Here is a 23,089-nt window from a genome sequence, read left to right as displayed (position 1 = left end):
GGAAAAACTAGTTTTTCACCGTGCTTTAAAGGGGAAACATCCTTTCGAATGCCTTCTGTCCCGTCTGAGTAAACTGGATCGTTCGGCTATGGGGAAGGTGGGTTGCCCACCCCTTTTGAAAAATGAAGTCCATAAGACTTCTGCCTAATGGACCTCCAAGGTGATAGCGGCGTTCACTCCAGTCCAGACAGTTCCGGCACTGCGGGGGACGCTTCTTCGATAAAGCTGCCAGTTCCACTCCCAGTGAAAGAAGAAAACTCTCTCCCTGCGGGGTGAGGCTTAACGCGTCTTCATCGAGAACCAAAAATGCCCGAGCCAGAAGGCTTTCGTACATCCGCACGCCCGCTTTACCTGCCAGATGCCTGTAGCAGATGCGCGCGGCTCGTAGGGCGGGATCTCTAGGTCCGGGGCGCGTTCTCAAATGCCCCTGAGACGCTGCAAATCCCATGATGACTTCCAGCAGGTTCGCAACATTGGAACCGGCCAGCTGGAAATAACGATGTCGTCCCTGGTTGCATCCAATAATCAGACCACCATCCATCAGCTTCCGGACGTGACCTGAGACTGTCGGCGCTGAAATGCCTGCTTCAGAGGCCAGTTCAGTCGCGGTCAGGGCTTTGCCAGACATGAGGGCTGTCAGAATGTTACTGCGTGCAGGATCGCCAATCAGAGCCGCAATTCGCGCGATGTCCGGACCGTCTTTCATGCTTTGATCTGCACCGAAACATCCGGACATCTCAAGCTCCTAAGATCATCCCGAAACAACCGGGAGACCCAGTATGATCGCTGTTCTGTTCGAAGCATGGCCTACATGGCAAGGAAAAAAGCAGTATGCGTCGTTAGCTGCGCATCTGAAGTCCGAACTTGAGACCGTCGAGGGGTTTGTCTCAGTCGAGCGCTTCCAGAGTCTGACTGACCCGGACAAGCTGCTGTCATTATCGTTTTTCCGGGACGAAAACGCCGTTGCAGCCTGGAGAAGTCTGTCAGCGCATCGCATGGCACAGGCGGCAGGGCGGGGCGGCATATTTTCGGATTATCGTTTGCGGGTTGCGCAGGTTGTCCGGAATTATGGGCTGAGCGACCGGGAAGAAGCACCGTCCGATAGCAGGGTAGTCCATGCTGCCGTGGAGAATGATCATGTTTGATGTGGAAATTCTTCTTGAAGACTGTCCTGGCTCCTTGGGGCGGATGGGGACTGCCCTCGGTCAGGCGGGGATCAGCGTTGAAGGGGGAGGTGCGTGGGTGACCAATGGCAGAGGCGTGGCGCACTTCCTGTTTAAAGACGGGGCAGCAGCCAGCAAGACTCTGGGCAACGCAGGAATAACGGTCGGGCGTGTCCGGGAGGTTGTTCTTCTGCGTCTCAAACAGGCGGTGCCGGGGCAGCTTGGCATTCTGACCGGGCGCATGGCTGACGCAGGTGTCAATATCGAAACGCTTTATAGCGATCATGACCACCAGCTTATTCTAGTTACGGACAGGCCTGAAGAAGCGCAACGAGTGGCCGATCTCTGGGCGTGTTCCTGAGAAAGGCTTTCAGCGGCCTGCACGAAAATTTCGACCTAAGGGGCGCGCATCGCCGAAGTATTCTCGAAAAATAAAGAAGAGGGGATGCCAGCGGCTTGTGTCGATATGATGCGTCCCGCCGACGACGATATCGCGATGAGCATGAACGCGCTTTACCGTCAGGTCGACGAGGACAAATCCTCGGGACTCATCACCATGAAGCGCCGAAAGGCGGCACTCCAGTTGCAGAGGACATCCGGCGACGCGTGGAGCCCTGACCGTCTCGGAAGGCACGGGTGTAAAGCCTCCCAAGGCGAACTTCCCGTCGTTCGAGCAATCGCTTCGACTTTAGGCCACAGATCAACCGATGGAAGATTGATTGTACACTCTTCTCTTTCACGAAGATTGGCGAGCGCGCATCCGGTTGTACCCAGCCCCAGCACAATGGTCTGTCCCAAAGCCCACAGTGAGGAAACGGGCGAAATATTCGCGTTAGCGTGGCTGTCTGCTGTGCCAACGAGTGCCACAGGCGTACCGAAATAGAGGACGGAGGGAGAAATGGTGAGCGTGTCAGGAAGTGACATGGGAATATCCTGAAAAATAAACAGATAGCCTTCCCGTCCTACATCAGCTTAAGGAGCTGACGTTTTGCTCTGCACCGAAATATCGAGCATGCCGTCGAGTATGGTTTGGACAACGCTTATATGCGCTTTGTTGAAAAGAACTAGCTTGCTTGAACATCTGTGAAGAGGGCAGTAGCTGCCTGTCGGATCCCACATCGTAGATCAGACAGGTAGTTCAGGTTACTCAACTGCTCATGCAGGGAATTATTGTGAGTTGTCCTGATAGTGGTCTGTTCCGTTGTTTGATAGGTCTTGCTTATCGGCCCATTCTCTCCGCGTTAGTTTGTACCAGGCCTCTCTATACTCGCCCCCTGGCAGCTCGCCAGCATCAATGGGGACCGTTTTGGTATGTCTCATGCCAATCTTCTTCAGGATCCGACGCGACCCGTAGTTGACGGTCATCGTGCATGCCACAATATTCTCATAACCAGCATGGTTGAAACCTCAGTCGAGAAGGCTGGTCGCGCCCTCTGAGGCTAAGCCCTAGCCTCAGGCTTTCCGTCTCAGACGATATTCTATGCCAGCTTTTCAGTTTCAGGGAAGAGGTAGAACCAGACAACAAACTCGCCAGTTCCCTTGCGACGTGCGGTCCATACGTAGGGGGCCGTTCCTTTCGGCATCAGGAAGGTGACTTTGTCTGGATCGGTGTTCTCATGATCGGCCGCGCCGCCGTTCAGGAATCGCATCACCTCCGGATCGCGCTCAAGATCGATAAAATCGGCGCGGTCGGCGGTAGTACACAGGCTAAGCGTCAAGTTTTTCGTTTCTTCTGGCCCTTCGCGATAACGCTAATGCCGTTCGCCGCGCTTCCCGTGGAAAATGACACGCGCGAGTTGGTGTCGGCCTTCGCCACAGTTGAGCTGGACGAGGATTCTCCGCCTGTAGTTTTCATCATCGATGAAGCGCAGGAGATATAGGGTTTTGATGAGCCGAGCGACTTTCTGCAGAGCACGGGCGAGACGGGTCGGTCGGTCATTGGTCTGAAGGGTGCGGGTGAGTCCAGCGGCTTGGACGCCGCCGAGCGGATATAATATTCTGAAGATCATATCGGTATATCCGGCGTGTCCGTCATAATCTCGGTCGAAGCAAGATTCTTGACCTGTGTCTACAACCAGTCAAATCTAACGCTCTCGATAACGAGAACGGAATTTGCTGCAATGCTACGACCTTTTGTCCCCTCCATGGACTATGATCGTTCCAAACTGTTCTATGAGGCCATCGGCTTCGAAACAAAGCACGCAGACAGACGTATTGCCGTGATGTCAAAAGGACCCGACAGCTTCATTCTACAGAATTTCTACGTACAGGAATTAGCAGAAAATCTCGTATTGCAACTAACCGTTCCAGACGCCGGCGCTTGGTGGGCGGAACATGATCCCGTGCAAATTGCCAAGCAGTTCAGCACCAAGCCGCCTGTATCTCCCGCTCTTCAACCGTGGGGTTTGGTTGTGGGCTTCATCCATGACCCATGTGGCGTTCTCTGGCACATCGTCGACGGGAAGAAGCAGCATTAGGTGTCAGCTCTACACCTGGAGGTTTCGCAAACCCCTCTGGTTTTGATGCTGCCTTTGTGATTTCCTTTCCCTTGCGTTGATTGGGGTATGGGTCATGAGGCAGTCCGGTTTTTTGATGTTGAAGAGCGCTTGGCCCGCTTGAGCGGGCTTGGTGATCAGCTTGAAGCGTTTTCCCGGACTGTGGATTTTGAAGTGTTCTGCCCTGATCTTGAGAAKGCTCTGGCGTWTTCTGACGGAAGCAAGTGCGGACGTCCTCGGTTTGATCTGGTGCTGATGTTCAAAATTCTGGTCATCCAGACGCTGAACAATTTGTCCGACGARCGGACGGAGTATCTGATCAACGRCCGTCTGTCGTTCTGCGCTTTCTGGGATCGGGGCTGTCGGACCGGGTGCTGGATGCCAAAACGGTCTGGCTGTTTCGCAAGCGTCTGACCCAAACGGGGGCCATTGAAAGACTGTTTGACCGATTTGACGCGACCCTGCGCAATGCCGGTTATCTTCTGATGTCCGGCCAGATCCTGAATGCAACACTGGTGGCTGCTCCAAAGCCGCGCAATACCAACACTGAGAAAGTGGTTCTCTGGGCAGGACGTATTCCGGAAGACTGGCAGGACAAGCCGGCAAAGCTATCGCACAAGGATCGTCATGCGCGCTGGACGCTGAAGGTCACAAAAGCAAAATAAAAAATGGCAGGATGACGGAACGATACCCTCCACAGATCTCGCTATCCCGTTCTTTGGATACAAATCCCACGTCTTCATCGACCGGAAGTTTCGGTTCATCCAGAAATCAAATGCTGGAAAGTCAGTGATACGCTCGCGTGTCGAGCATGTTTTTACCGACCAGCAGTCTCAGACGGGGCTGTTCATCCGAACAATCGGCATCACCCGGACCACAATGAGGATCGGACTGGCCAATATCGTCTATAATATGCGACGCTTCCTCTTCCTGGAGCGGATCGACGCGAGCGCGTAGCAATTTTGCGGATGAGAACTCCAGATCTGCGATAAACGCAGAGCGAAAATCAGCTCCAGAAACCAGAAATCAGGACACAACTTTATCAACAAACAGTGCTTCGATCCCTCCAGGTCATTAAAATCCCACTCACCATAATAGTCAAGAAAATGTCCGATGAGATCATTCTTAAGGTCGGGAGATTTTATTTCCCCGTAACGGGTGTTGATATTAGTACTTTGAAAAAAATCCTCTGTTTATATGAATTATTGATTTGACTGGGTGTTGTATATACATATTCGGTAGGGCCTGTCAGCTACCCCTCGCTCCTCCAACTCATACGATCGGATGCCAGTTGCCTCTCCTTACAGACATGTTTGATGCTTGCTGGTATCTGGAAGCCTATCCGGATGTTCGGAACGCCAGGATTGATCCCCTTGAACATTACATGACTGTCGGCTGGAGAGAGGGGCGGAATCCCTCGCCAGCTTTCGACACGCAGTTCTATCTGCGCGCCAATCCTGACGTTGTTAAGGCGGATTTGAATCCCCTCGAACATTTTCTGAAAACGGGGCAGGCTGAAGGTCGCAGACCCTTGGCTGACTTAGCTATTTCTGTTGTCTTACCCGGGACAGTATCTTTAGCCGACCTATCGGTAGCAAGTACTCTTTCTGCAGAGCAGGAAGAACAATTGAAAACATTCTTCGACGAAGAGTATTATCGCAGCCGTTATCCGGAAAGCGCGCTGTCCGACGGGGACACTTTTGCGCATTTCATGAATGTCGGTTGGCATTGCGGTTACAATCCTTCCGACTCCTTTGATACACGTTTCTATCTGGACAGTAATCCAGATGTTAGTTCGGCGCAGCTCAATCCGCTCGAGCATTATGTGCTGTCTGGACGTGCTGAAGGACGTCCTGCAAAGCCTTCTGAGGTCGTCAATAATATTCAAATTATTCAAGACAGCCCAGATGTGCATCACGATATGCTGCTGCGCAGTATGAAAGTTGTTGCAGACGACTTCGATGCCGGCTTCTATCGGAAGCGGAACCCAGATATCAGAGGGACGGATGAAGATCTGTTCCGCCATTTTATGACCACAGGCTGGAGAGAAGGGCGCGATCCCAGCGGACGTTTCGATGTTAAATACTATCTGTGGGCAAATCCCGATGTCGCGCTCGCCGGGATCAATCCCGTTGTGCATTACCACCTCCATTCGACTACAGAAATCCGCCGCAGTCTTCAGCCGCATGCGATGGAACGTGCTGTGCTTCGCCACTGTCAGGCCGTTCAAGACCGGAAACCGTTTTTGGAGCTTCCAGTCTCGGACAAAGCTGTCGACGAGTGGGATCTAGCATCCTTTTTGGCTAAGGACCGCGAGGATCATGGTCGCCAATCAGGACTTATTGTTTCCATTAGTCATGACGATTACCGTAAGATTCCAGGCGGGGTACAGAACTGTGTACGGGATGAAGCCTCCGTATTCTCGTCGCGTGGATGGGCCTATCTTCACCTGTTCCCCAACCGCGCGATTTCCACACTTGCCCCCCTGCAAAGCTATGAATTCGTCGTATCTCTGAATGGTCATCGTATTGGACGTGTGGCGATTGATACGCTTCTAAAGGTTCTGGCCGTCCAGAAAACCCATTATCCCCACCGAAACCTAGTCCTTCATCATCTGCTTGGGGTAATGCCGGAATGTGTACCTGTAATTGCGCAGGAAATGCAGGCGGAAAAGAGCGTTTTCTGGCTCCACAATTTCTTTACGATCTGTCCTTCCTATGCCTTGATGCGGAATGACATTGCTTTTTGCAACGCTCCTGTCCGGACATCGCCCGCATGTGGCATCTGTGCCTATGGCGAAGAACGACAGACGCATCTGCCCCGAATAAAAGCCATGTTTGAAGCTCTGCGTCCCGAGGTCATCGCGCCGTCGCGCTATACTCTGGCATTTTGGCAGAAAAAAACGGATCTGCCGGTTTCAAAGGCCTCGGTTCAGGAACACGCTTTTATTACCGATCGAGTGCGTATCGACAGGACTGTGTCCCAGCCTTTGAAAATCGGCTTCATCGGGACACCTGTCTTTTATAAAGGATGGGACATCTACCGCAAACTTGCGGCACATTTTCTAAACGACAGCCGTTATGAGTTTTTCTATCTTGGTTCCACTGCACAGGATGCGGTGAATATCACGTCCCTGCATGCCACAGTGACTGAGGATGACCGGGATGCAATGCTGAAATGCATTCGCGATAATGGGATCGAGGTCGTCGTGAACTGGTCCCTTTACCCGGAAACCTTCTGTTTCACTGCTTATGAGGCTCTGGCCGGGGGGGCGTTCCTGATTGCCCGCAAAGGTAGCGGAAATGTTGAGGATCTTCTGAAAACTTCGGAGGAGAAGATCGGTCATGTGGCTGCGGATGAGGCCGAACTGACGCTTCTGTTCGAGGAGGGCAGAATGAAGTCCCTGCTGGAAAAATCTAGAAGAACGACAGGAACCCTGGCGATCCGACCCTGTACCTTTACATATCTCGTGCCGGAGTATCCGTAATGACCGTCTACTGCTTTACGAGCGCCACATATTCCTATCTTGGACGCGTCCGAGTTCTGGCAAAAAGCGTCAGATATCATCACCCTGACTGGATTTTCTGTCTCTGCCTGTGCGACGTTCCGCCAGAAGGGTTTGATTCAGAGGCCGACCGAGATCTGTTTGACGAAGTCGTCTCGGTGACAGAGCTGGGAATTCCAGATCTGCCATCCTGGATGTTTAGGCACAATATCGTGGAGCTTGCCACTGCCGTGAAAGGCAAGATGCTGTGCCGCCTCCTAGACGAAAGAGACGCGGACAGCGTTGTCTATATTGATCCGGATATAGCTCTCTTCAATCCGCTGATCCACGTTCTAGATCTTCTGAAAGATCATCCGGTCGTTCTGACGCCTCATCAGCTCGAACTAGAAATTCATCCTCAGGGCATTCTCGACAATGAAATCGGCTCCCTCAAACACGGGATTTACAATCTTGGGTTCATAGCAATTGCCAACGTGCCCGAAGGCCGGCGCATTGCACGCTGGTGGCGCGACAGGCTTCTGGTTTATTGCCGGGACGATCCAGAAAACGGCCTCTTTACGGACCAGAAATGGTGCGATCTGATTCCGGCCTTTTTCGAAAACCCTGCTATTCTGCGGAATCCTGGATATAACGTGGCGAGCTGGAATCTGAGCCAGCGGCCGATCCGGATAGATGATGCAGGCCAAATCTATGCGGCTGATGCGCAACTGCGCTTTTTCCATTTTACTAAGGTGGATACTGCAGGCGAAGTCATGCTGGAACGGTATGGCTGTGAAAGCATCGCGCTTTTTGAGCTTCTTAGATGGTATCGCGAGGCCATCGTGAAAAACCAGCCCGCCGAGATTCCGCCTAGATACTGGTATTATGGCACTTATGAAGACGGCACCCAGATTAGCCCCTCGGAACGCCTGATTTATAGAGAGCGGAAGGATCTCCAGATGGCCTTCCCTGATCCTTACCGCTCAGGACCGAGTAGTTTTCAAAACTGGTGCATCATTCACAGTCATGAACTGTAAGGGCTAGAGACAGTCAATCTCCTACTTTATGCCCGAGGAGGAGCAGGATCGTTCAGATGCTCCAGCCGCTTCATGTCACGACGTCCAAGCACGACCGTATCTAGGATCAGGCTGCATGCGGCGGCTAAGGCTGGCAGCATCACTAAGGCCTGTGGCGAGAACGGCCGTTGGTAGGCGAGGAACCAGACCAGTATAAAGAAACTCTAGTACCACCGGGATGCCCAGTGCAGTGCCTGCCAGAAAAAAGACGAGGGGAAAGCAGGCTGAAGAACAAGAGAGGGCGCTCTTGTTTGACGAGGTTGACGATGGTTTTGAGAATTCGGAAACCATCGTGATAGATGCGTAGTCTGGAAAATGATCCGGGCGGACATTCGACATAGATCGTCGGGACTTCTGCAATCGGCATCGCTAGTTCAAGGGCCTGGAAGGTCAATTCTGTCTCGGTCTCGAAGCCTGCAGATAGAACAGGGAACGACTTTACGAAACGACGCGAAAACACCCGGTATCCGGATAACATCTCTGATACACGTCGTCCAAACACGGCTGTGACGAGACCGGTGAGAACGCGGTTACACAAAACATGTCCCCGACGATACGCTCCTGCCCGATCCGTGATCCGGACTCCGCTCACCATATCAAGTCCATCCTGATAGGCGCGTACTACAAGGCGGGGCGTTGCAGCAGCTTCGTATGTGGCGTCACCGTCCACCAGTATATAGAAATCTGCCTCGATATCCGCGAAGATGCGGCGGATAACGTGCCCCTTGCCCTGCATGGTTTTCGTTCGCACGATTGCGGCTGTAGCGCGTGCAACTTCCGCTGTTCCATCCGACGAATTGTTGTCGTAGACGTAGATGGAAGTGTCAGGAAGAGCCGTTTCAAACTCCCTGATAACCAGAGGTATGGCAGCTTCCTAATTATAGCAAGGAACAAGGACCACGACGCGCAGGGTATCGGGGAAATTCATCGTTTCAAATTTTCTGTAACACAAAGTAGAAGATCATGTCGCCTCTATCCGCGGTATTCCCGCAAAAGGCAAAGCGAGCCTCTGAACGGGTTTCCCCCATCAGAGGGGTTTCCATTCGAAATCATGAACAAACAGCCCGAGTTCCCTCGTATCTTTGGAACCTTGGAAAACGCTCGCTGGGGTGTGCGGAGTCCTGACAGCCAGGAAAAGGGTGACACTGCCGTTGCTGTCGATGTCCTTTGCAGGAATCTCGCAGTCCACATGATGCCGCTCCCCGTCATTCCATGTCCACTTGCAGAGTGTGCCTTCACGCCCGGTCAAGGAAAATGTCATCGGGCGCATACCGACGTTCCATAGCGCATTCGCATCCAGCATAAATGTTAGTTTGGATCGAACAGGAACATTAAAACGCAGCGTACCACTGCGGCCGTTGATCCACCGTCCTTCCGGTTCGATGCCAAACCATCCTGCCGTGCTGGTCTGCTGGCCCAGTGGGGAGACCATAGTGATTGTCTCGCCAGCAGGGACCGAAACGGGGGGCAGCATGGTCTGAGCCGAGCACTGCCAGGGGCCTAGGTTGCCCCAACAGGGGATACCTAGCTTCAGAATGATCCGGCCAGTCTGTGCCGGACCAGTGAAAGCGATACCGTCCACAGGTGTGATGGACAGTGTGCCAGCGACCCAGGCCCGCAGTGGCTGGATCATCATGCCGCCTGGGATGGGAAATGCCTTGAAATCAGCAATCGGTAGCACCTGATGCGTGCCGATCCAGAGGGAATGTGTACCGAAATATATTTGGTCGGATTCTCCCGTTGCAGGGAGGGTGATAGAATCCGTCACATGGAGAGCGGGCACATCTAGAACGGCGGTATGGCCATTAGTGACGTAACCGAATGATCCGTAGGATACGGGCACAGCGCGCCAGAATACGAGAAGCATCATAACTGGCAAAACGGCGAACAGAATGCGCGGATTAGACACCACAAGCCGTAGCAGGATGATGCTGTAAAGACCGAGGAAGCCGAGGCTCCACTTGAAGTAGTGGATGTTGTGAAACGCCCAAATTCCTGGTGCGTGAAGGTCGCGATATGCGAGATAAAGGACGCTTGAACTACTGACGGCCAAAAGCACCAGAAGATCGACGGGCCGTCGATAGATCGCGCCGGCAAAAAGAAGCCCTGTCAGTCCGGTCAGTACGAAAGGGAGGCTCTGGATGATGCCATGTCCCGACGGCAGAGCGGGTTCCGGGGCAATCATGATTTCGACCCAGTGCAGCGGCAGAAGGGCGAGATCGAAACCTACCGCCTGTGAACTGATGATATAGGGCGCTAGATGCGGACCCCAGACTGAGAAATAGAGGATCAGCGTCGGCAGTGCGCCCACGATGATTCCTGCTCCAAGGCTCAGGATAGCTAGAGTACATACAATAACGGACCTGCGCCGGTCCCGGTGGTATAGGATATGGAGCAGTACAACGCAGCCACAGGCGCCCAGAAGAAGTGCTCCGTCAACCGGACGTCCTCCTCCCACGATAGCCGTGGAAAGACCTGTCACGAATGCGAATGATGGCTTCGGATTCCGAATCCAGTTCAAGCAGAACAGGATTGCAAGAAGCATGAAGGGGACCGCAAGCGTACTGGTCCAGGGTGTGCTCCAGACTTGCCTGATGCTGGGCGGTCCCATTTCGCAGAGCAGGAAGACGGCCATCCCAATGAAAGAGGCGCTTGGAAATTCGGGAAGAACGAGTCGTGTCAGCAAACCGAAAATCCAGACTGAGGCCATCAGGCAGATCAGGTTGACTGGAAGAAACGGATCAGGGAGATGCAGCCATACGCCTGGCACAGCAAGCGCGGGATACAGAGGAAGATACCATTGTTCTGCGGACGAGAACTCGCCTTTTGCGAAAGAGAGAGCGGCATGTATGTAATGTGATTGGTCATAGTCGCCCCACCATCCGCTTCCCGGAAGGGCTGCCGTGGGGTGGTGTCCGTCCCGGCACCATCCTATCAGGCAGATGAATGCTGCTAGACCGGGCAGAAGCAGTTTCCAGCCGAGAAGCGTGAAAGAGGTCCGAAAGTGGGCACGCGAAGCGGATACAGACATCGATTTTTCTGGATTTAGTCGCGAAGACGGGATTTCAGGAGACGGATAACCACGCGGAAGGGACGTGTCATACGCCATGACGTGGAGCGGCGTACGGCGTCCAGCCACATACGCGCTTCGTCACGTTCCGTCACGAGCAGGCGAAGCTGGTCCGTAACGCTGTTGGGCAAAATTTCCGAATGGGTTCTCGGAATATCAAGTTCGAGGGACGTATCGAACTGTGGGCTTTGCCGATGAATCAGTTCTTCGCGTCGCCCATGCGACAAGGCAAGCCGCATGGCATAGTCCTCACATCGCTCCTGAAGGCGCGCGATGGAAGTATGGAGACGTTCGACCTCATTTCTCAGAAAAGCGGCTTCATGCTCAGCACGAGATCGCGCTTCTTGGGCAATCTCGACCGCATCCGCTTTCAGGGATGTCAGCGGCTGGGGGGCACTTTTTTTTTGCACGTCCTTCTGTATGGTGCGGCCGACAGCCTTCTGCGGGACGTGATTTCTCGTAGACATAGAAACTTCTTTTCTTCTTGAGAGCGCAAACTCAGGCCATTTCGATCAGTTCGGCAAAACGCCGTATCTGCTGTTTGAGAACAGTTTCAGCGTTGTAGTTCTTTTGGATGAACTGCTGTGCTGCCGCAGCCTTCTGCTGTGCTTCTTCTGGATTGTTCATGACGTGCCGCATCAGCCATGCTGCATGTCTGATATCTGGTTCGGCCCATCTCTGACCCTCTCCGAAGGGATATTCACCCTTTTTGACAGGAACAAGGCGATAACCCACAGGGTATCCTGTTGCAGGGGAAAGAAGGTCAGTTGTTGCCGCATAGTCTGTTGCGATTACAGGAAGTCCGAGTGCCATGGCCTCCGCAACAACCAGCCCTAGCCCCTCACAACGATGCAGGGATACGACGCAGTCACAGCATGTCATAAGGGAGAGGGTGTCCGGGCGGGAAAGAACGCCCTTGATAACGATGATATCGGGATCGTTGCCAATCAGTTCCAAGAAAGCGTCTTCGCGATCCTTGGCTAAATCCCCGTTCATGGTCTTAATGACAAGAGCTGAGTGGAGGGTGCTTTCATGTTGCTTCCGCATATGGCGGAATGCGGCAACGATACCTTCTGGGTTTTTACGTTCGATGAAGGACAGGAAATCGAAAGAGAAATAGAAAAGGAACTTGTCTTCCAATAGACCGAAATGCTCCCGTGGCTGAGCCACTGGCAGATCGAGGGTCAGTGCAACTGGCATGTATATGACTGGTTTGTCCAAGCGCCCGGCAAGCATGCGCTGGATCCAGCGGGTCTGGGCCCAGATTTCATCGACGCCGTCAAAAGCTGACAGCCATTCCGTCGGAAATTCTTCAAGTTCCCAAGCCGGCATACTAATTTTATAACCGGGATCGGTGATGGATTGGAGATGTTTGAGAACAGCGGGAAGCTGATCTGCATTAATGTTGGCATAAAGCTGAATACGGCCGCGCACGCGGCTGTTCAGTAGGTGTGCACAGCTTTTGTCTGAACGGTCCGAGACCACTCCGAATGCGACGTCTACGCCCTCGACAGCCAAAGTGGACTTGGCAAGGTTCTGAAGGGTATGACGTGCAACCGTGCCGACGCCGCTGGTCGTCTGCAGATAGCCTACGACAGAAATGTCGGCGCGGTCAGTGGACTTGCGAAATGCCTTTAAGGGCTGCGCAAGTCTCACCCGTCCGAAACGGCAGGCCACGGGTTCAATGAGGCGGTGGTCCAGTCCTTGCTCGGAGCCAGCATTTTGAATGTACCAGTGTGTCAGGCTCGTAAGGTGATCGGCTCGCTCTGGATCAAGGTTAAGACGCTGGTTATCGAAGAAATTCCAGAGATAATGTTGGAAATTCGTAAAAACGAGATTTTTCTTGTCCAAACTTCCTTTTGGCGCAGGCTGATGAAGATATGCTTCATAAGTTTCGAACGGATTGGATGGCCAGTCCGGCGTATATTCTCGGAACATGCGCCGAACATGTTCCGGAATCCGGGTTCCGCTTGTAAAGAATCCATAGGCATAAAGCGCTGCGGGAATTGTGCCGTAGCCCGCTGAAAAGAGAAGTTCGGAATAACGATTCAGAAGATTGCGCAGGGCAGGGGCGATATTGGTGCGGAAGTGACGAGAGTGCTTGCTCAGGCACTCGGGATGACGGGGATCAAATCCGCTGAAGTGGAAAAATACCAACGGGTCCTCATTGGCCGTCCAAGCGTTGTCGTGCTGCCTAAATGTAACCTGAGCCAGATTCCAGTAAGCAAGATTCATTCCAGGATTATGGATAATATGGGTATTAGGGGCAAAGCAGGGGACTAAATCCATGAATTTCTGGTCTACGAAAATGCCCTGCTCCTGCGCGTTGATGCAGGTGCGGTGAAGGCGCCGCATCCACCACCGGATTACGTCGAGAGTTTCCGTCGAACGCGATGCGCCAAGAAAGCCGAGATTGTAAACGCCAGCCCGCATGATTGTGATGTCGTTAGGATCTGAGTCGCCTTCAGCTGGCCGATGCAGATGTGGCGTTAGGAGAAATGACGCACCATCATCAAAATGAGTGAGTAGAAGATCAAGGCGGTTAAGCAAAAGAATATCGGGGTCGAAATAGAAAACACGGTCAAAACCCTGATCAGCCAAAAGATGCTCCATCAGGAACGGCTTGATGGCCGTATTGAATTCCATGATATCATACTGAAAGGCAAAAGTATTAAAGTCTGGTATATCAAGTGTATGAGCTTCAATAATGGAAGCCGGACCGTTGTAAAGACCATCCCAGTCGACAATTTTGTCCGCTAGCCCAATGAAAAGATCGAATTCTGGATGTAGTTTTGAAACCGAGTCCATGAGAACACGAGCAGCAGGCATGTAATTGTTGGAGCAGATTGTGAAAAGGGCAACCCGTCCAGGAAAATCATGGTTTCTATTTTTTTCGAGAAATTGTGTTGGAAGACGGGATTGGGTAATCATGATCAGTACTTTTGGCTCCAAGAATTTTCTTCGACGATTATACCGAACGACCAAATCAAAGGGATACAATAGCATATTTTTTTTTACAAAGTGAAGGAGGCGAATAATTTATGATTTTCAGATTCTTGACGGTAATTTTCACTCGATGTTTTGGAATAAGTGGGGAAAGTAGAAAATTTTTCTGTGAATTGGTGGCCGTGCTTTTGTTCCTTCATCTGTGCTTACGCCGCATTGACAAAAGGTCTACAAGTCTACTCGATTTTCCTGAGATTTGATTCACTTTGTGTCTTTAGGATCGCGGGCAGAGAGAGCAGTTCTCGCAAGAGGCAATCTGATGGGTCAGGAGTGGGCGATAGTTGGGCCTCTTCTCCCATTGGAGCTCGAACGTTGGGTCCGTCTTACCAAAGATAACTGCCTGCTTCTCAATGGCAGGTTGTATGTTCTGCGCGTCGGTTATGCGTGGCAGGACATGCATGAGCGCTATGGCAAATGGAACTCGGTTTATGTCCGGTTTCGGCGTTGGGCTGAACAGGACGTGTGGGATGCCCTGCTGGAAACCTTGGTAGATTGGGGACTGATAAATTTTTTAGTCCTGTGTTTTGATGGGTTCGATTGAGAATAAATTTTTCTCGCTCTTAAGTCCAGATTTTGCAGGCATATTCGTAAGGTTGGAGGCCACTCAGGGTCTTGAGCCTTCGCCCGCAGTTATAGGCTGTCATGAAGTCGTTGAGGTGTGTCTTCAACTGCTCATGGTTGTCGTAATGGAAGCGTCTGACGTTGGCTTCCTTGATTGTCCGGTTCATCCGCTCGACCTGACCAGTGGTCCGTGGATGATTGGGTTTTGTCAGACGGTGTTCGATCCCGCGAGCTTCGCAGGTCATGTTGAAGCGCATGGGACGCGACCTGACCGTATTGCGATTACGGGACTGTTTGGCGAACTGGATCCCGTTGTCGGTCAGAATGATATGGATGCGGTAAGGAATAGTGCTCAGAAGATGTTTGAGGAATTCCTAGGCCGTTTTCCGGTCGGCTTTCCCAACCAGTTGTGTGACAGTAAATTTGCTTGTCCGACCAAGGACAGCGCGACCCACCAGGTACGTGTTCCGTCGGTTGATGCGGCCGCCATCAGAACCCGGATGGGACTCTCTCGGGCACAGTTTTCCAGAAGTATCGGGGTCGCCAAGGGGAGCCTTCTAAACTGGGAGCATGGCCGTTGTCCGCCAACAGGACCAGCCAAGGTTTTGCTGGCGATGTTGGATAAGCGACCGTCGTTAGTGAGTGAGCTGCTTTCTGCCGCTCGCTGAGAAAACACAGGTCCCGATACGCTCATTCAAATGATCAATATGGCGGGATTGCTGCCTTTCCGCTTAGGAGCGTCCCGGTTGGTAAAGCAGACCTATGCCGTGGCTGAGACTGTGGCGTAAATCCCCCAACCTGTTCCGCCACAGGTTGGGGGATTTTCTCGGCACCCACATTCGGCTATGGCAAGTGAACAGGCTTGGCCCGCGCCTCCTCCCTCCCATCGGGGAAGTATCGTTCATACGGGGTATTGAGATCATCGAACCATCTGTTCGAGCACCGCATAAGGAGGGGTTGCGTTTACTGCTCGCAATGGAGGTTCCTTGATGAAGCTGTCTGCCCCAATCTATCAACTGAAGCGTCGAGCCAAACTGCTGGCTCGCAATGAACATGTTCCCCTTCATACGGCGTTAGACCGTGTGGCACGCGATGAAGGATTTGCAAGGTGGGGTCTGCTTTCTGCTCGAGTTGCAACGGCTGCGATGGCGAGTGAAATGCTGTCCCGACTTTCTGATGGCGATATGCTCTTGATGGGAGCCCGGCCCGGTCATGGCAAAACTTTGCTCGGGCTTCAGCTCTTGCTCGATGCCATCCGTGACGGTCGGCGAGGTGTCTTCTTCACCCTCGAATATACCGAGCAGGAAACCCATGCCCGCATCCGGTCGCTGGAAGGCGGATCATCAGGCCTCGGCACTGCTCTGGAAATCGTGACCTCTGACGAGATTTGCGCTGAATATATCATGAGCTACCTTGCCGATGCTTCCCCAGGCACAGTCGCCGTTATCGACTACCTACAAATTCTCGATCAACGGAGAAATAAGCCCGAGCTTTCGGAGCAAATAACTTCCCTTCAAAATTTCGCACGAAAGACCGGTAATATTCTAGCCTTCGTCTCCCAGATCGACCGTGGATACGATCCAGAGGTGAAACCCCTGCCGGATATGCAGGACATACGGTTGCCTAACACAGTAGATGTAGGACTTTTCTCAAAAGCCTGCTTCCTACATGACGGTAAGGCGCAGTTTCTAGCTATTGCCTGATGTGTTCGCCTACCGGGTGGCGTTCTCCGCGCCCCGGTAGGTTACCTTTGTCGGACATTCTTGCTGCTTGATACGACCTCTTGTGATATCAACCTGCGACGGTCAGCAATGACGGTTAGCGAGCGTTGTTAAGAGTGGGGCGTGTATCTGCGAAGAAGCGACTGCCCACTCTCCTCAAAGACTTGCAGAGCGGCATGATCTGAGCGCGCTCTGCTAATGATCTAGGACGCTAAATATATTCAGATACTGCAAACAGTGAATGATTTACGCTACATGACGTTACTGGTGTTTTAGCCATGTCATGGCATCAGTCACTTCAATGCCTTGTAAAGCGTTAAAAGTCCGATCCTTGTCCCAAGCCACGCCCGTATCGCGTGCGAAAGCAAGACGGTATTTCCGTATTCCATCGTGAGGATGTGCAGCGACTTCTGCGCGTAGCCAGTCCATTTCCCATAACTCCCGAGTGACAGGTCGGCCGAGATACTGCTCCATCTTTTCGGCGAGTTGAGCGTAGGAGAACGTATCCCCTGCAACGTAAACTACCTCGTTCTGGATGAGCGGTTTATGGGCGAGGATGCTCGCTGTAAGTCGCCCTATATCTTCGGAAGTTGTTACGGTCAGACGATTATCCCAACTGCCAAGTGCGCGAACCTTGGCGCTTTGAAGGTCCACCAAACCGAAGGCTCGTTCAAACAGAAAGCTGGTGAAGATTCCTGTCGAAACAATTATCCATTGGGTCGCGGATTGACTGCGCAGCATGTCCCTTACATCTGATTGCTCATCAAATACTGGCTGCCCGCTGCCACGCCCAACAACATCATAATCGACACCGAATTGCCACGGCACATAACGGCCTACCCCAGCCTTCAGGACGGCGCTGGTAATTTTACGCTGTGTACCGGGGCCACCAACAAAGCCGGTACAACATATAACCGTATCAAATTTGGCCAAGAGGGTGGAGAGGCCATCTACCGTTTCCGTCGCAATATCCGCATAAACGATCTGCAGGCCTTGTTGCTTTAATTGTCGCGCAATATCGGCGCTGGTGTTTCCGCTTGATGGTCTGAGAAGAACGCTGATTGATCGGGAGCATTCTGGTTTCTGTTCAAGAAGGCCGGTGATGACGGCCTGACCAAGCTCTCCGGCGCCAATGACAAGGGTTTCAATGACAGGGGTCTTTATCGCTAACATCAGGAATTCCTTATGGTTATAAAGTTAAAATAAGACGCGATGCGGGAAAGCGAAGAAGGTACACGAGTGATACCGTTCGATAATCTGGACTTCGATGCCGTGATGGCTCAGTCGCAGGCAGCCTGTGCTGCTCTCAGTGACGATGATGGCGGGTTGAAGCGAGAAGTGCTTGCGCATGCCGGCAACAGATGGTCACTCGGTATTGTCCATATTCTCGGTGTTGCTGGTACTCTGCGGCACGCAGAGCTGGCGCGGCGGCTTGATGGGGTTACGCAGCGTATGTTGACGCGCTCTCTTCGTCAGTTAGAACGCGACGGTCTTATTATTCGCCGTGATTATGGTGAGATCCCGCCAAGGGTTGATTATACTCTCACTCCGTTGGGAAAGGGGCTTCTCGTAGGAATGATGCCGCTGTGGCGGTGGATTATTGACAACGCTTCGGCATTCAGAATGGCACGCGATCGGTTCGACAATGAGAGGAATAGCACTTTCGTTGAGCCTCGTGACGGTCTGAATTAAGATCACTGTATTGGGGCCAGCTTCTCCGGCAAACGCGTCTTTTGTCGTTTAGTCACCCGTTTTCCTTGTGGCTCCTGTCACAGGGGCATCATTTGAAAACTGCTGATGTCGAGCATGAAGCTGCCATTGGCCTCGTTCTGAAATGGCGCCTTACTTCTTCCAGGGCGTCTTTTGTAGGGAACAGATAGCCACGACCCGTTCCGGGGGGTGTGTTCGTCCCTGCTATCCAGCTTAGGGAGTCCATGAGAAACCGATGGTTTCCGAAGGTTTGGAGAATAAAATCCGCTATCCCAGAAAGGCCTTTCATTCTGCTGCGGGATAATTCCCGATATGTGCAGCATCGTCAGGCACGTGATTGGAAATTAGCTGGCAGACAGGAATAACACGGGTAGGGACAGCATGCGTGAGCATGTCCGGTTTTGGAAATTCTTTATTGCGCCTTGTATCTCGAGAATGAAGGCGTAATCGGACCTACTGCTTACGCCTCATGGCAGATATCCAAGTAGTTGTAATGGTTGCCCGAAAGCCGACATGCGTATACGAGCAACGATAGATCGAGTTTGGGACGAAGCCGCCGGTTCGAACCGGCTCGCTAAACGGCAGCTTCTGACAACAGTTGACGTTCGCATATTAAACTATTAAAGCTCCGCTTCCGATTAGCATCGGCCCGCTCGCGCGCGGCGGAATGACGCAGAAGCGATCACCTGCGTCATCATTATGAACTCCCGACTCAAGACGCTCGTTCATCTCCGCTATTGTTAGATGCGCGTCGCTGACGAGACGATTAGCGCGTAGGGGCGATTATATCGGAGGATCAACTCGTCGCGTACGCGAAAATGTGCTCCGGGGTATAGGGCCTTGCCAGCAATCACCGGATCCATCACGATCACTTGGCCGCCCTGCCACAAGGTTGTAATACTTTGAACTGGCTCCTTCTCGACGATCTTGGCGCTAGCCTTCGCCAGCGGCGTCGCCTCGCTCTCTGACAGCGCCATCACCATTGCCACGCCCTTGATGACCACGCCCACTAGTATAGAGTTAGCGGCCATAGTCTTTACCGGATTCGCAGCAAATTCACCTCTGACCTTTCAGGCAGTCGCCTTCGTGACACGTGCCACGACATCGAGACTGCCTTCCTCGGTGGCAACGATGCGCAGATTGGCGCCGTTGTCTCGAGCGACTTTCGCGGCTCGTTGGAGAAAAACACCTAGTCGATGTTGTCACTTGGCTATGTGGTACCATCACGAGCAATCATCACTCCGCAGGCATCGAACGGCGTGGTCTGATCGGGGCCGGCTGTTGCCGTGAAGATCCAGTGCACGAAGCCGTTTCGCGGGACAAGTGTGCCAAAATCAAGAGGAGTTAACCGCATTTTCCCCGGCTTGATGCCAAGATAAGTGCTGTAGATCAAAAAATACCTGAAGTATTTTTCGTAGATTTTTATAAATTTAATGCTAAATTGCAGAGATTTTATGCGCATGCTGCGGAGGAAGAAGTTCTCACGCCCTTCGAGTAGAATAGTAATCAGATAGTTAGTATCGCTCGAAGGATAATAAGCGACACGGACGCCTTCCGCGAAAAAGTCAGCAAGCGCGGCTACACCGAGGACGAGCTAGTCACTGATGTCGTCGCCAAGGCGGACAGCGTCTGAGAAGGTGCCGCCAGCGCCATCACACAGTCCGACTGTACCGAGAGCGAAATATCCGCCGCGTAGGCCCAGTGGCAGGCAGCTTGGCCCGAAAAACCCGGGTCTGCCGATGTTCGCAATCGACTTGTCGAAACAGCAATCGGCGTACTGACGGCGATCATCGGGCTCTAATTTTTGTTCCTGTTCGGGTTTGCGATCTTCCAAATCTATGGCAACTGGGGTTCGAATTGGGTGACGCTGAGCAAGGGCGCGACCTGGAGGGATCGAAGGATCGTTTGTTGATACAGTTGTGTCCTGGTTTCTGGTTTCTGGAGCTGATTTTCGCTCTGCGTTTATCGCAGATCTGGAGTTTTCATCCGCAAAATTGCTACATCCGCTCCAGGAAGAGGAAGCGGCGCATATTATAGACGATATTGGCCAGTCCGATCCTCATTGTGGTCCGGGTGATGCCGATTGTTCGGATGAACAGCCCCGTCTGAGACTGCTGGTCGGCAAAAACATGCTCGACACGCGAGCGTATCACTGACTTTCCAGCATTTGATTTCTGGATGAACCGAAACTTCCGGTCGATGAAGACGTGGGATTTGTATCCAAAGAACGGGATAGCGAGATCTGTGGAGGGTATCGTTCCGTCATCCTGCCATTTTGCTTTCGTGACCTTCAGCGTCCAGCGCGCATGACGATCCTTGTGCGACAGCTTTGCCGGCTTGTCCTGCCAGTCTTCCGGAATACGTCTCTGCCCAGAGAACCACTTTCTCAGTGTTGGTATTGCGCGGCTTTGGAGCAGCCACCAGTGTTGCATCCAGGATCTGGCCGGACATCAGAAGATAACCGGCATTCCGCAGGGTCGCGGAATAGGGAGGGGGAAGGCGTTTTTTCCTCAAGGAAGGCCTCGGCTTCCGGAACGCACCAGGGTTTCGTACTAACGCCGCCCATGGCGATGCAGGCTCTGCGGATCGTGTTGTTTTCGATCTGCAGACCCGCTGCGACGGAGACGATTGCAAAGGCGAATGACAGGCAATCACGGATCTTGAGGTACGTGTGATGAGTGCCGAAAGTGAGCGCTGGAAGATCGATGGATGTGATGATTTTGCCTGCAAGCAGAATATTATCCCGCCATGACGTGTCCTCCGGCAGGCGGTGTCGAGCGTGTCGGGGCGGGAATAGGAGAACTGTCTTATGCGGCTTCTCCCCCCGGTCCTGCTGTTGCTGAGCGACGACCTGCTCGATGGCATCAATGATGCCGCTATAGGCGCCGCACCGGCACAGATTGCGGCTCATGAACTCCTGGATTTCCTCGCGGGTGCGGACATGGCCTTCTTCCAAAAGCGCCACTGCTGACATGATTTGACCCGGCGTGCAGTATCTGTACTGGAAAGCATCCCGGTCGATAAACGCCTGTTGCATCGAGTGCAGATGCCCGTCCGGTGTCAGACCTTCGATCGTTGTGACCTCGGCGCCCGGGATCGATACGGCCAGGATGAGGCAGCTTTTGATCCGCTTGCCATCGACGAGAATGCCGCATTGTTCGTGATCGTAATGCCCGTCAGATCCAGACGTTCTCGAAGAAGATCCAGTAACGTCATGTATGCAGGGCGAGAGATCAGTGATGTAGCTTTCCCCGTTTATTCTAAGACGGCGTGGGCTGACGACAGACACTTCAGTCATTGGAAATCGCTCCGTTCAGCGTCAGCTGTTTCAGTTGTTCAGATCGTAGGAGGGTAAGTCCCAGCAAGTTTCATAAGAAGTTCGAGACTGCATGGCGTAAAATTATTGTAGACCGACATCCTTAGGCAACATCGGAGGATAGACGCGGCTCTTGGGCCGCTGAAGAAATTCTTTCTCTGTTTTTTCGTAACGTATCCGTGACCCCGTCGTTCAGTGTGGAAGCGATGAACATCCAGCTTTTGTCGCTTTTTTGAAAACACGTTGACTGGAAATAGAGTGACGGAGAACAAAGCACAGACCCGACATCGGAAGGATGACCTTCCACTGGATGGGCTGAGTTTCCTACTTGCTGACGTACAGGACAATCTGGGTAATTTCCTGACAGCTTTTCTAACATTGCAGCATTGGCCCTCTAACCGGATTGGTGCTGCGATCGCAGCTGGTGGTCTGGGAGCTGTTCTGGCTAGATTTATTGGGGGATGGGCACTCGATATCATCGCGCATCGACGTCTGATGTTGGCGCTTTGTTGTGTGGTGACGTGTGTGTCAGTCACTGTGATGGCCGGGGTGCCTCTGTTTTATCCTATCCTTCTGGCTCATTTCATTGCTGGTGGAGCAGGTGCGCTTTTCACCCCTATCCTGGCGGCAATTAGCCATCATACTGCTGGGGCAAAAGGCTATATCGCGCGCATGGGGCGCAATGAGTCTTTCAACCATCTGGGAAATGCGTCTTCCGGTTTCCTGATGAGCATTCTCGGGAAAATCATGGGACCCGTGGCCCCCCTCTGGGGCGTGGGAGGGCTCGCAGTTGCCAGCCTGCTTTTAGTAAGCGGTTTCTCGGCAAAAGCTGATGAGCCGCCAGAGCGTTCTAAAGAAGCCGTCTCAGCCAGCGAAACCACGCGTGCGATTTTCACACTGCTATCCGAACCGCGTCTGGCTGTTTTTTTGGTGACTTATCTATTGTTCAATCTGGCAAATGGCGCGGTGGTACCACTCATGATCGAGCGGTATGCTTTTCTTCACCTTGGTAATCCAGCCACAGTCACCGCCATCTGTATCGTGGTTGCTCAGGTTATTATGGCACCAGTGGCATATCTGGTGGGTAAGAAAGCACCACAATGGCCTCGCAAGCCTCTGTTTGTCGTGGCTTTAGCCATTCAGCCCGTCCGGGACTGTTTTGTCGTGCTCAGCGCCGGATGGCCAACTCTTGTTCTCATACAGATCTTGGACGGCCTGTCTTCAGGTATCCTTCTTGTGCTGTTCTACGCCATTTTGGCAGATATCGCTGCTGGAAACGGGCATCGCAATCTGCTGATAGGATTGGGACTGGCCCTTGGAACGATCGGCGCACTTCTCTCCAATCTCGCTAGCGGAGTGCTAACATCTTCTTATGGATTTAATACCACCTTTGTGATCCTTGGACTTACGGGTGCCCTTGTCACTGGTCTGTTTGCGTGGAGAATGCCGGAAACTCACGCGAGCCCCTAATTCTTCGCTGACGTTCA

Annotated in this window: 22 protein-coding genes and 4 pseudogenes; 11 read left to right on the top strand and 15 right to left on the bottom strand. The window is 52.6% G+C overall.

The window, feature by feature from the left end; genetic code table 11:
* Nucleotides 1-25: 25 nt before the first annotated feature.
* Nucleotides 26-736, bottom strand: a complete 711-nt coding sequence (locus KP707_RS10910) for a helix-turn-helix transcriptional regulator (protein WP_215751858.1) — start codon at nt 734-736, stop codon at nt 26-28.
* Nucleotides 737-779: 43 nt separating this feature from the next.
* On the opposite strand from KP707_RS10910, the gene KP707_RS10905 reads away from it, so the two are divergent.
* Entirely contained in the window at nt 780-1,145 is a 366-nt protein-coding gene (locus tag KP707_RS10905) for an antibiotic biosynthesis monooxygenase (protein WP_215751859.1), read from the top strand.
* The gene (locus KP707_RS10900; RefSeq protein ID WP_252348854.1) at nt 1,138-1,524 is read left to right on the top strand and encodes an amino acid-binding ACT domain-containing protein; all 387 of its coding nucleotides are present in this window, start codon (nt 1,138-1,140) and stop codon (nt 1,522-1,524) included. The genes KP707_RS10905 and KP707_RS10900 overlap by 8 nt, the downstream gene beginning before the upstream one ends.
* Before the next feature lie 158 nt (nt 1,525-1,682).
* On the opposite strand, the gene KP707_RS10895 is transcribed toward KP707_RS10900, so the two are convergent.
* The 3 genes and pseudogenes from KP707_RS10895 to KP707_RS10885 form a co-directional block, all read right to left on the bottom strand.
* The gene (locus tag KP707_RS10895) at nt 1,683-2,087 is read right to left on the bottom strand and encodes a flavin reductase (RefSeq protein WP_252348853.1); all 405 of its coding nucleotides are present in this window, start codon (nt 2,085-2,087) and stop codon (nt 1,683-1,685) included.
* Nucleotides 2,088-2,641: 554 nt separating this feature from the next.
* The gene (locus KP707_RS10890; protein WP_211502862.1) at nt 2,642-2,881 is read right to left on the bottom strand and encodes a hypothetical protein; all 240 of its coding nucleotides are present in this window, start codon (nt 2,879-2,881) and stop codon (nt 2,642-2,644) included.
* A gap of 36 nt (nt 2,882-2,917) precedes the next feature.
* Nucleotides 2,918-3,148, bottom strand: a pseudogene (locus KP707_RS10885) (Tn3 family transposase); the annotation flags it as partial.
* A gap of 135 nt (nt 3,149-3,283) precedes the next feature.
* Between KP707_RS10885 and KP707_RS10880 the strand changes: the two are divergent.
* From KP707_RS10880 to KP707_RS10865, 4 genes and pseudogenes are all read left to right on the top strand, one after another.
* Nucleotides 3,284-3,640 (top strand): hypothetical protein, encoded by a 357-nt coding sequence (locus KP707_RS10880; protein WP_211502863.1) that lies wholly within the window; start codon nt 3,284-3,286, stop codon nt 3,638-3,640.
* Between the two features lie 87 nt (nt 3,641-3,727).
* A pseudogene (locus tag KP707_RS10875) lies at nt 3,728-4,615 on the top strand (transposase).
* 334 nt (nt 4,616-4,949) lie between these two features.
* Nucleotides 4,950-7,145, top strand: coding sequence for a hypothetical protein (locus tag KP707_RS10870; RefSeq protein ID WP_211502864.1), 2,196 nt, complete (start codon nt 4,950-4,952; stop codon nt 7,143-7,145).
* Nucleotides 7,145-8,179 carry a hypothetical protein gene (locus KP707_RS10865; RefSeq protein ID WP_211502865.1) on the top strand — a complete coding sequence of 345 codons (1,035 nt, stop codon included), beginning with the start codon at nt 7,145-7,147 and terminating at the stop codon, nt 8,177-8,179. The genes KP707_RS10870 and KP707_RS10865 overlap by 1 nt, the downstream gene beginning before the upstream one ends.
* Nucleotides 8,180-8,321: 142 nt before the next feature.
* On the opposite strand, the gene KP707_RS10860 is transcribed toward KP707_RS10865, so the two are convergent.
* From KP707_RS10860 to KP707_RS10845, 4 genes are all read right to left on the bottom strand, one after another.
* Nucleotides 8,322-9,035: a glycosyltransferase family 2 protein gene (locus KP707_RS10860; RefSeq protein WP_346343898.1), complete on the bottom strand. Its 714-nt coding sequence runs from the start codon at nt 9,033-9,035 to the stop codon at nt 8,322-8,324.
* A gap of 210 nt (nt 9,036-9,245) precedes the next feature.
* Nucleotides 9,246-11,249, bottom strand: coding sequence for a hypothetical protein (locus KP707_RS10855; RefSeq protein WP_211502866.1), 2,004 nt, complete (start codon nt 11,247-11,249; stop codon nt 9,246-9,248).
* 14 nt (nt 11,250-11,263) lie between these two features.
* Complete coding sequence (locus KP707_RS10850) at nt 11,264-11,755, bottom strand: hypothetical protein (RefSeq protein WP_211502867.1); 492 nt, start codon at nt 11,753-11,755, stop codon at nt 11,264-11,266.
* Between the two features lie 31 nt (nt 11,756-11,786).
* Nucleotides 11,787-14,219, bottom strand: coding sequence for a glycosyltransferase (locus KP707_RS10845; protein WP_211502868.1), 2,433 nt, complete (start codon nt 14,217-14,219; stop codon nt 11,787-11,789).
* 334 nt (nt 14,220-14,553) lie between these two features.
* Between KP707_RS10845 and KP707_RS10840 the strand changes: the two genes are divergently transcribed.
* A complete protein-coding gene (locus KP707_RS10840) occupies nt 14,554-14,835 on the top strand; it encodes a transposase (protein WP_211502869.1) in 282 nt (93 codons plus the stop codon).
* A 19-nt stretch (nt 14,836-14,854) separates the two neighbouring features.
* Here KP707_RS10840 and KP707_RS10835 read toward each other — a convergent pair.
* A pseudogene (locus KP707_RS10835) lies at nt 14,855-15,295 on the bottom strand (integrase core domain-containing protein); the annotation flags it as partial.
* Between KP707_RS10835 and KP707_RS17075 the strand changes: the two are divergent.
* On the top strand, nt 15,263-15,523 hold the full coding sequence (locus tag KP707_RS17075) for a helix-turn-helix domain-containing protein (RefSeq protein ID WP_373687797.1): 261 nt from the start codon (nt 15,263-15,265) through the stop codon (nt 15,521-15,523). The pseudogene KP707_RS10835 and the gene KP707_RS17075 sit on opposite strands and share 33 nt — an antisense overlap.
* A gap of 321 nt (nt 15,524-15,844) precedes the next feature.
* A complete protein-coding gene (locus KP707_RS10825) occupies nt 15,845-16,558 on the top strand; it encodes a DNA helicase (protein WP_211502870.1) in 714 nt (237 codons plus the stop codon).
* A 279-nt stretch (nt 16,559-16,837) separates the two neighbouring features.
* On the opposite strand, the gene KP707_RS10820 is transcribed toward KP707_RS10825, so the two are convergent.
* Complete coding sequence (locus tag KP707_RS10820) at nt 16,838-17,749, bottom strand: aromatic alcohol reductase (protein ID WP_211502871.1); 912 nt, start codon at nt 17,747-17,749, stop codon at nt 16,838-16,840.
* A 66-nt stretch (nt 17,750-17,815) separates the two neighbouring features.
* Between KP707_RS10820 and KP707_RS10815 the strand changes: the two genes are divergently transcribed.
* Nucleotides 17,816-18,268 carry a helix-turn-helix domain-containing protein gene (locus KP707_RS10815; RefSeq protein ID WP_211502872.1) on the top strand — a complete coding sequence of 151 codons (453 nt, stop codon included), beginning with the start codon at nt 17,816-17,818 and terminating at the stop codon, nt 18,266-18,268.
* A gap of 758 nt (nt 18,269-19,026) precedes the next feature.
* Here the strand turns inward: KP707_RS10815 and KP707_RS10810 are convergent.
* The 5 genes and pseudogenes from KP707_RS10810 to KP707_RS17145 all read right to left on the bottom strand — a co-directional run bounded on the left by KP707_RS10810 (nt 19,027) and on the right by KP707_RS17145 (nt 21,584).
* Complete coding sequence (locus KP707_RS10810; RefSeq protein ID WP_211502873.1) at nt 19,027-19,317, bottom strand: hypothetical protein; 291 nt, start codon at nt 19,315-19,317, stop codon at nt 19,027-19,029.
* Nucleotides 19,318-19,496: 179 nt separating this feature from the next.
* The gene (locus tag KP707_RS10805; RefSeq protein WP_211502874.1) at nt 19,497-19,640 is read right to left on the bottom strand and encodes a hypothetical protein; all 144 of its coding nucleotides are present in this window, start codon (nt 19,638-19,640) and stop codon (nt 19,497-19,499) included.
* A gap of 240 nt (nt 19,641-19,880) precedes the next feature.
* Entirely contained in the window at nt 19,881-20,120 is a 240-nt protein-coding gene (locus KP707_RS10800) for a hypothetical protein (protein WP_215751934.1), read from the bottom strand.
* A gap of 163 nt (nt 20,121-20,283) precedes the next feature.
* Nucleotides 20,284-20,773, bottom strand: a pseudogene (locus KP707_RS10795) (IS5/IS1182 family transposase); the annotation flags it as partial.
* On the bottom strand, nt 20,673-21,584 hold the full coding sequence (locus tag KP707_RS17145; RefSeq protein ID WP_249202897.1) for a 2Fe-2S iron-sulfur cluster-binding protein: 912 nt from the start codon (nt 21,582-21,584) through the stop codon (nt 20,673-20,675). The gene KP707_RS17145 and the pseudogene KP707_RS10795, both read right to left, overlap by 101 nt.
* 276 nt (nt 21,585-21,860) lie before the next feature.
* Here KP707_RS17145 and KP707_RS10780 point away from each other — a divergent pair, with 276 nt between their 5' ends.
* Complete coding sequence (locus KP707_RS10780; protein ID WP_215751615.1) at nt 21,861-23,072, top strand: MFS transporter; 1,212 nt, start codon at nt 21,861-21,863, stop codon at nt 23,070-23,072.
* The last annotated feature ends 17 nt before the right edge of the window (nt 23,073-23,089 follow it).

Source organism: Gluconobacter sp. P5E10 (genome assembly GCF_018812145.1).
Classification (GTDB): Bacteria; Pseudomonadota; Alphaproteobacteria; order Acetobacterales; family Acetobacteraceae; genus Gluconobacter; species Gluconobacter cerinus.
Note: the sequence above shows the minus strand (reverse complement) of the source record. Positions and strands in the feature narration are given on the sequence as shown.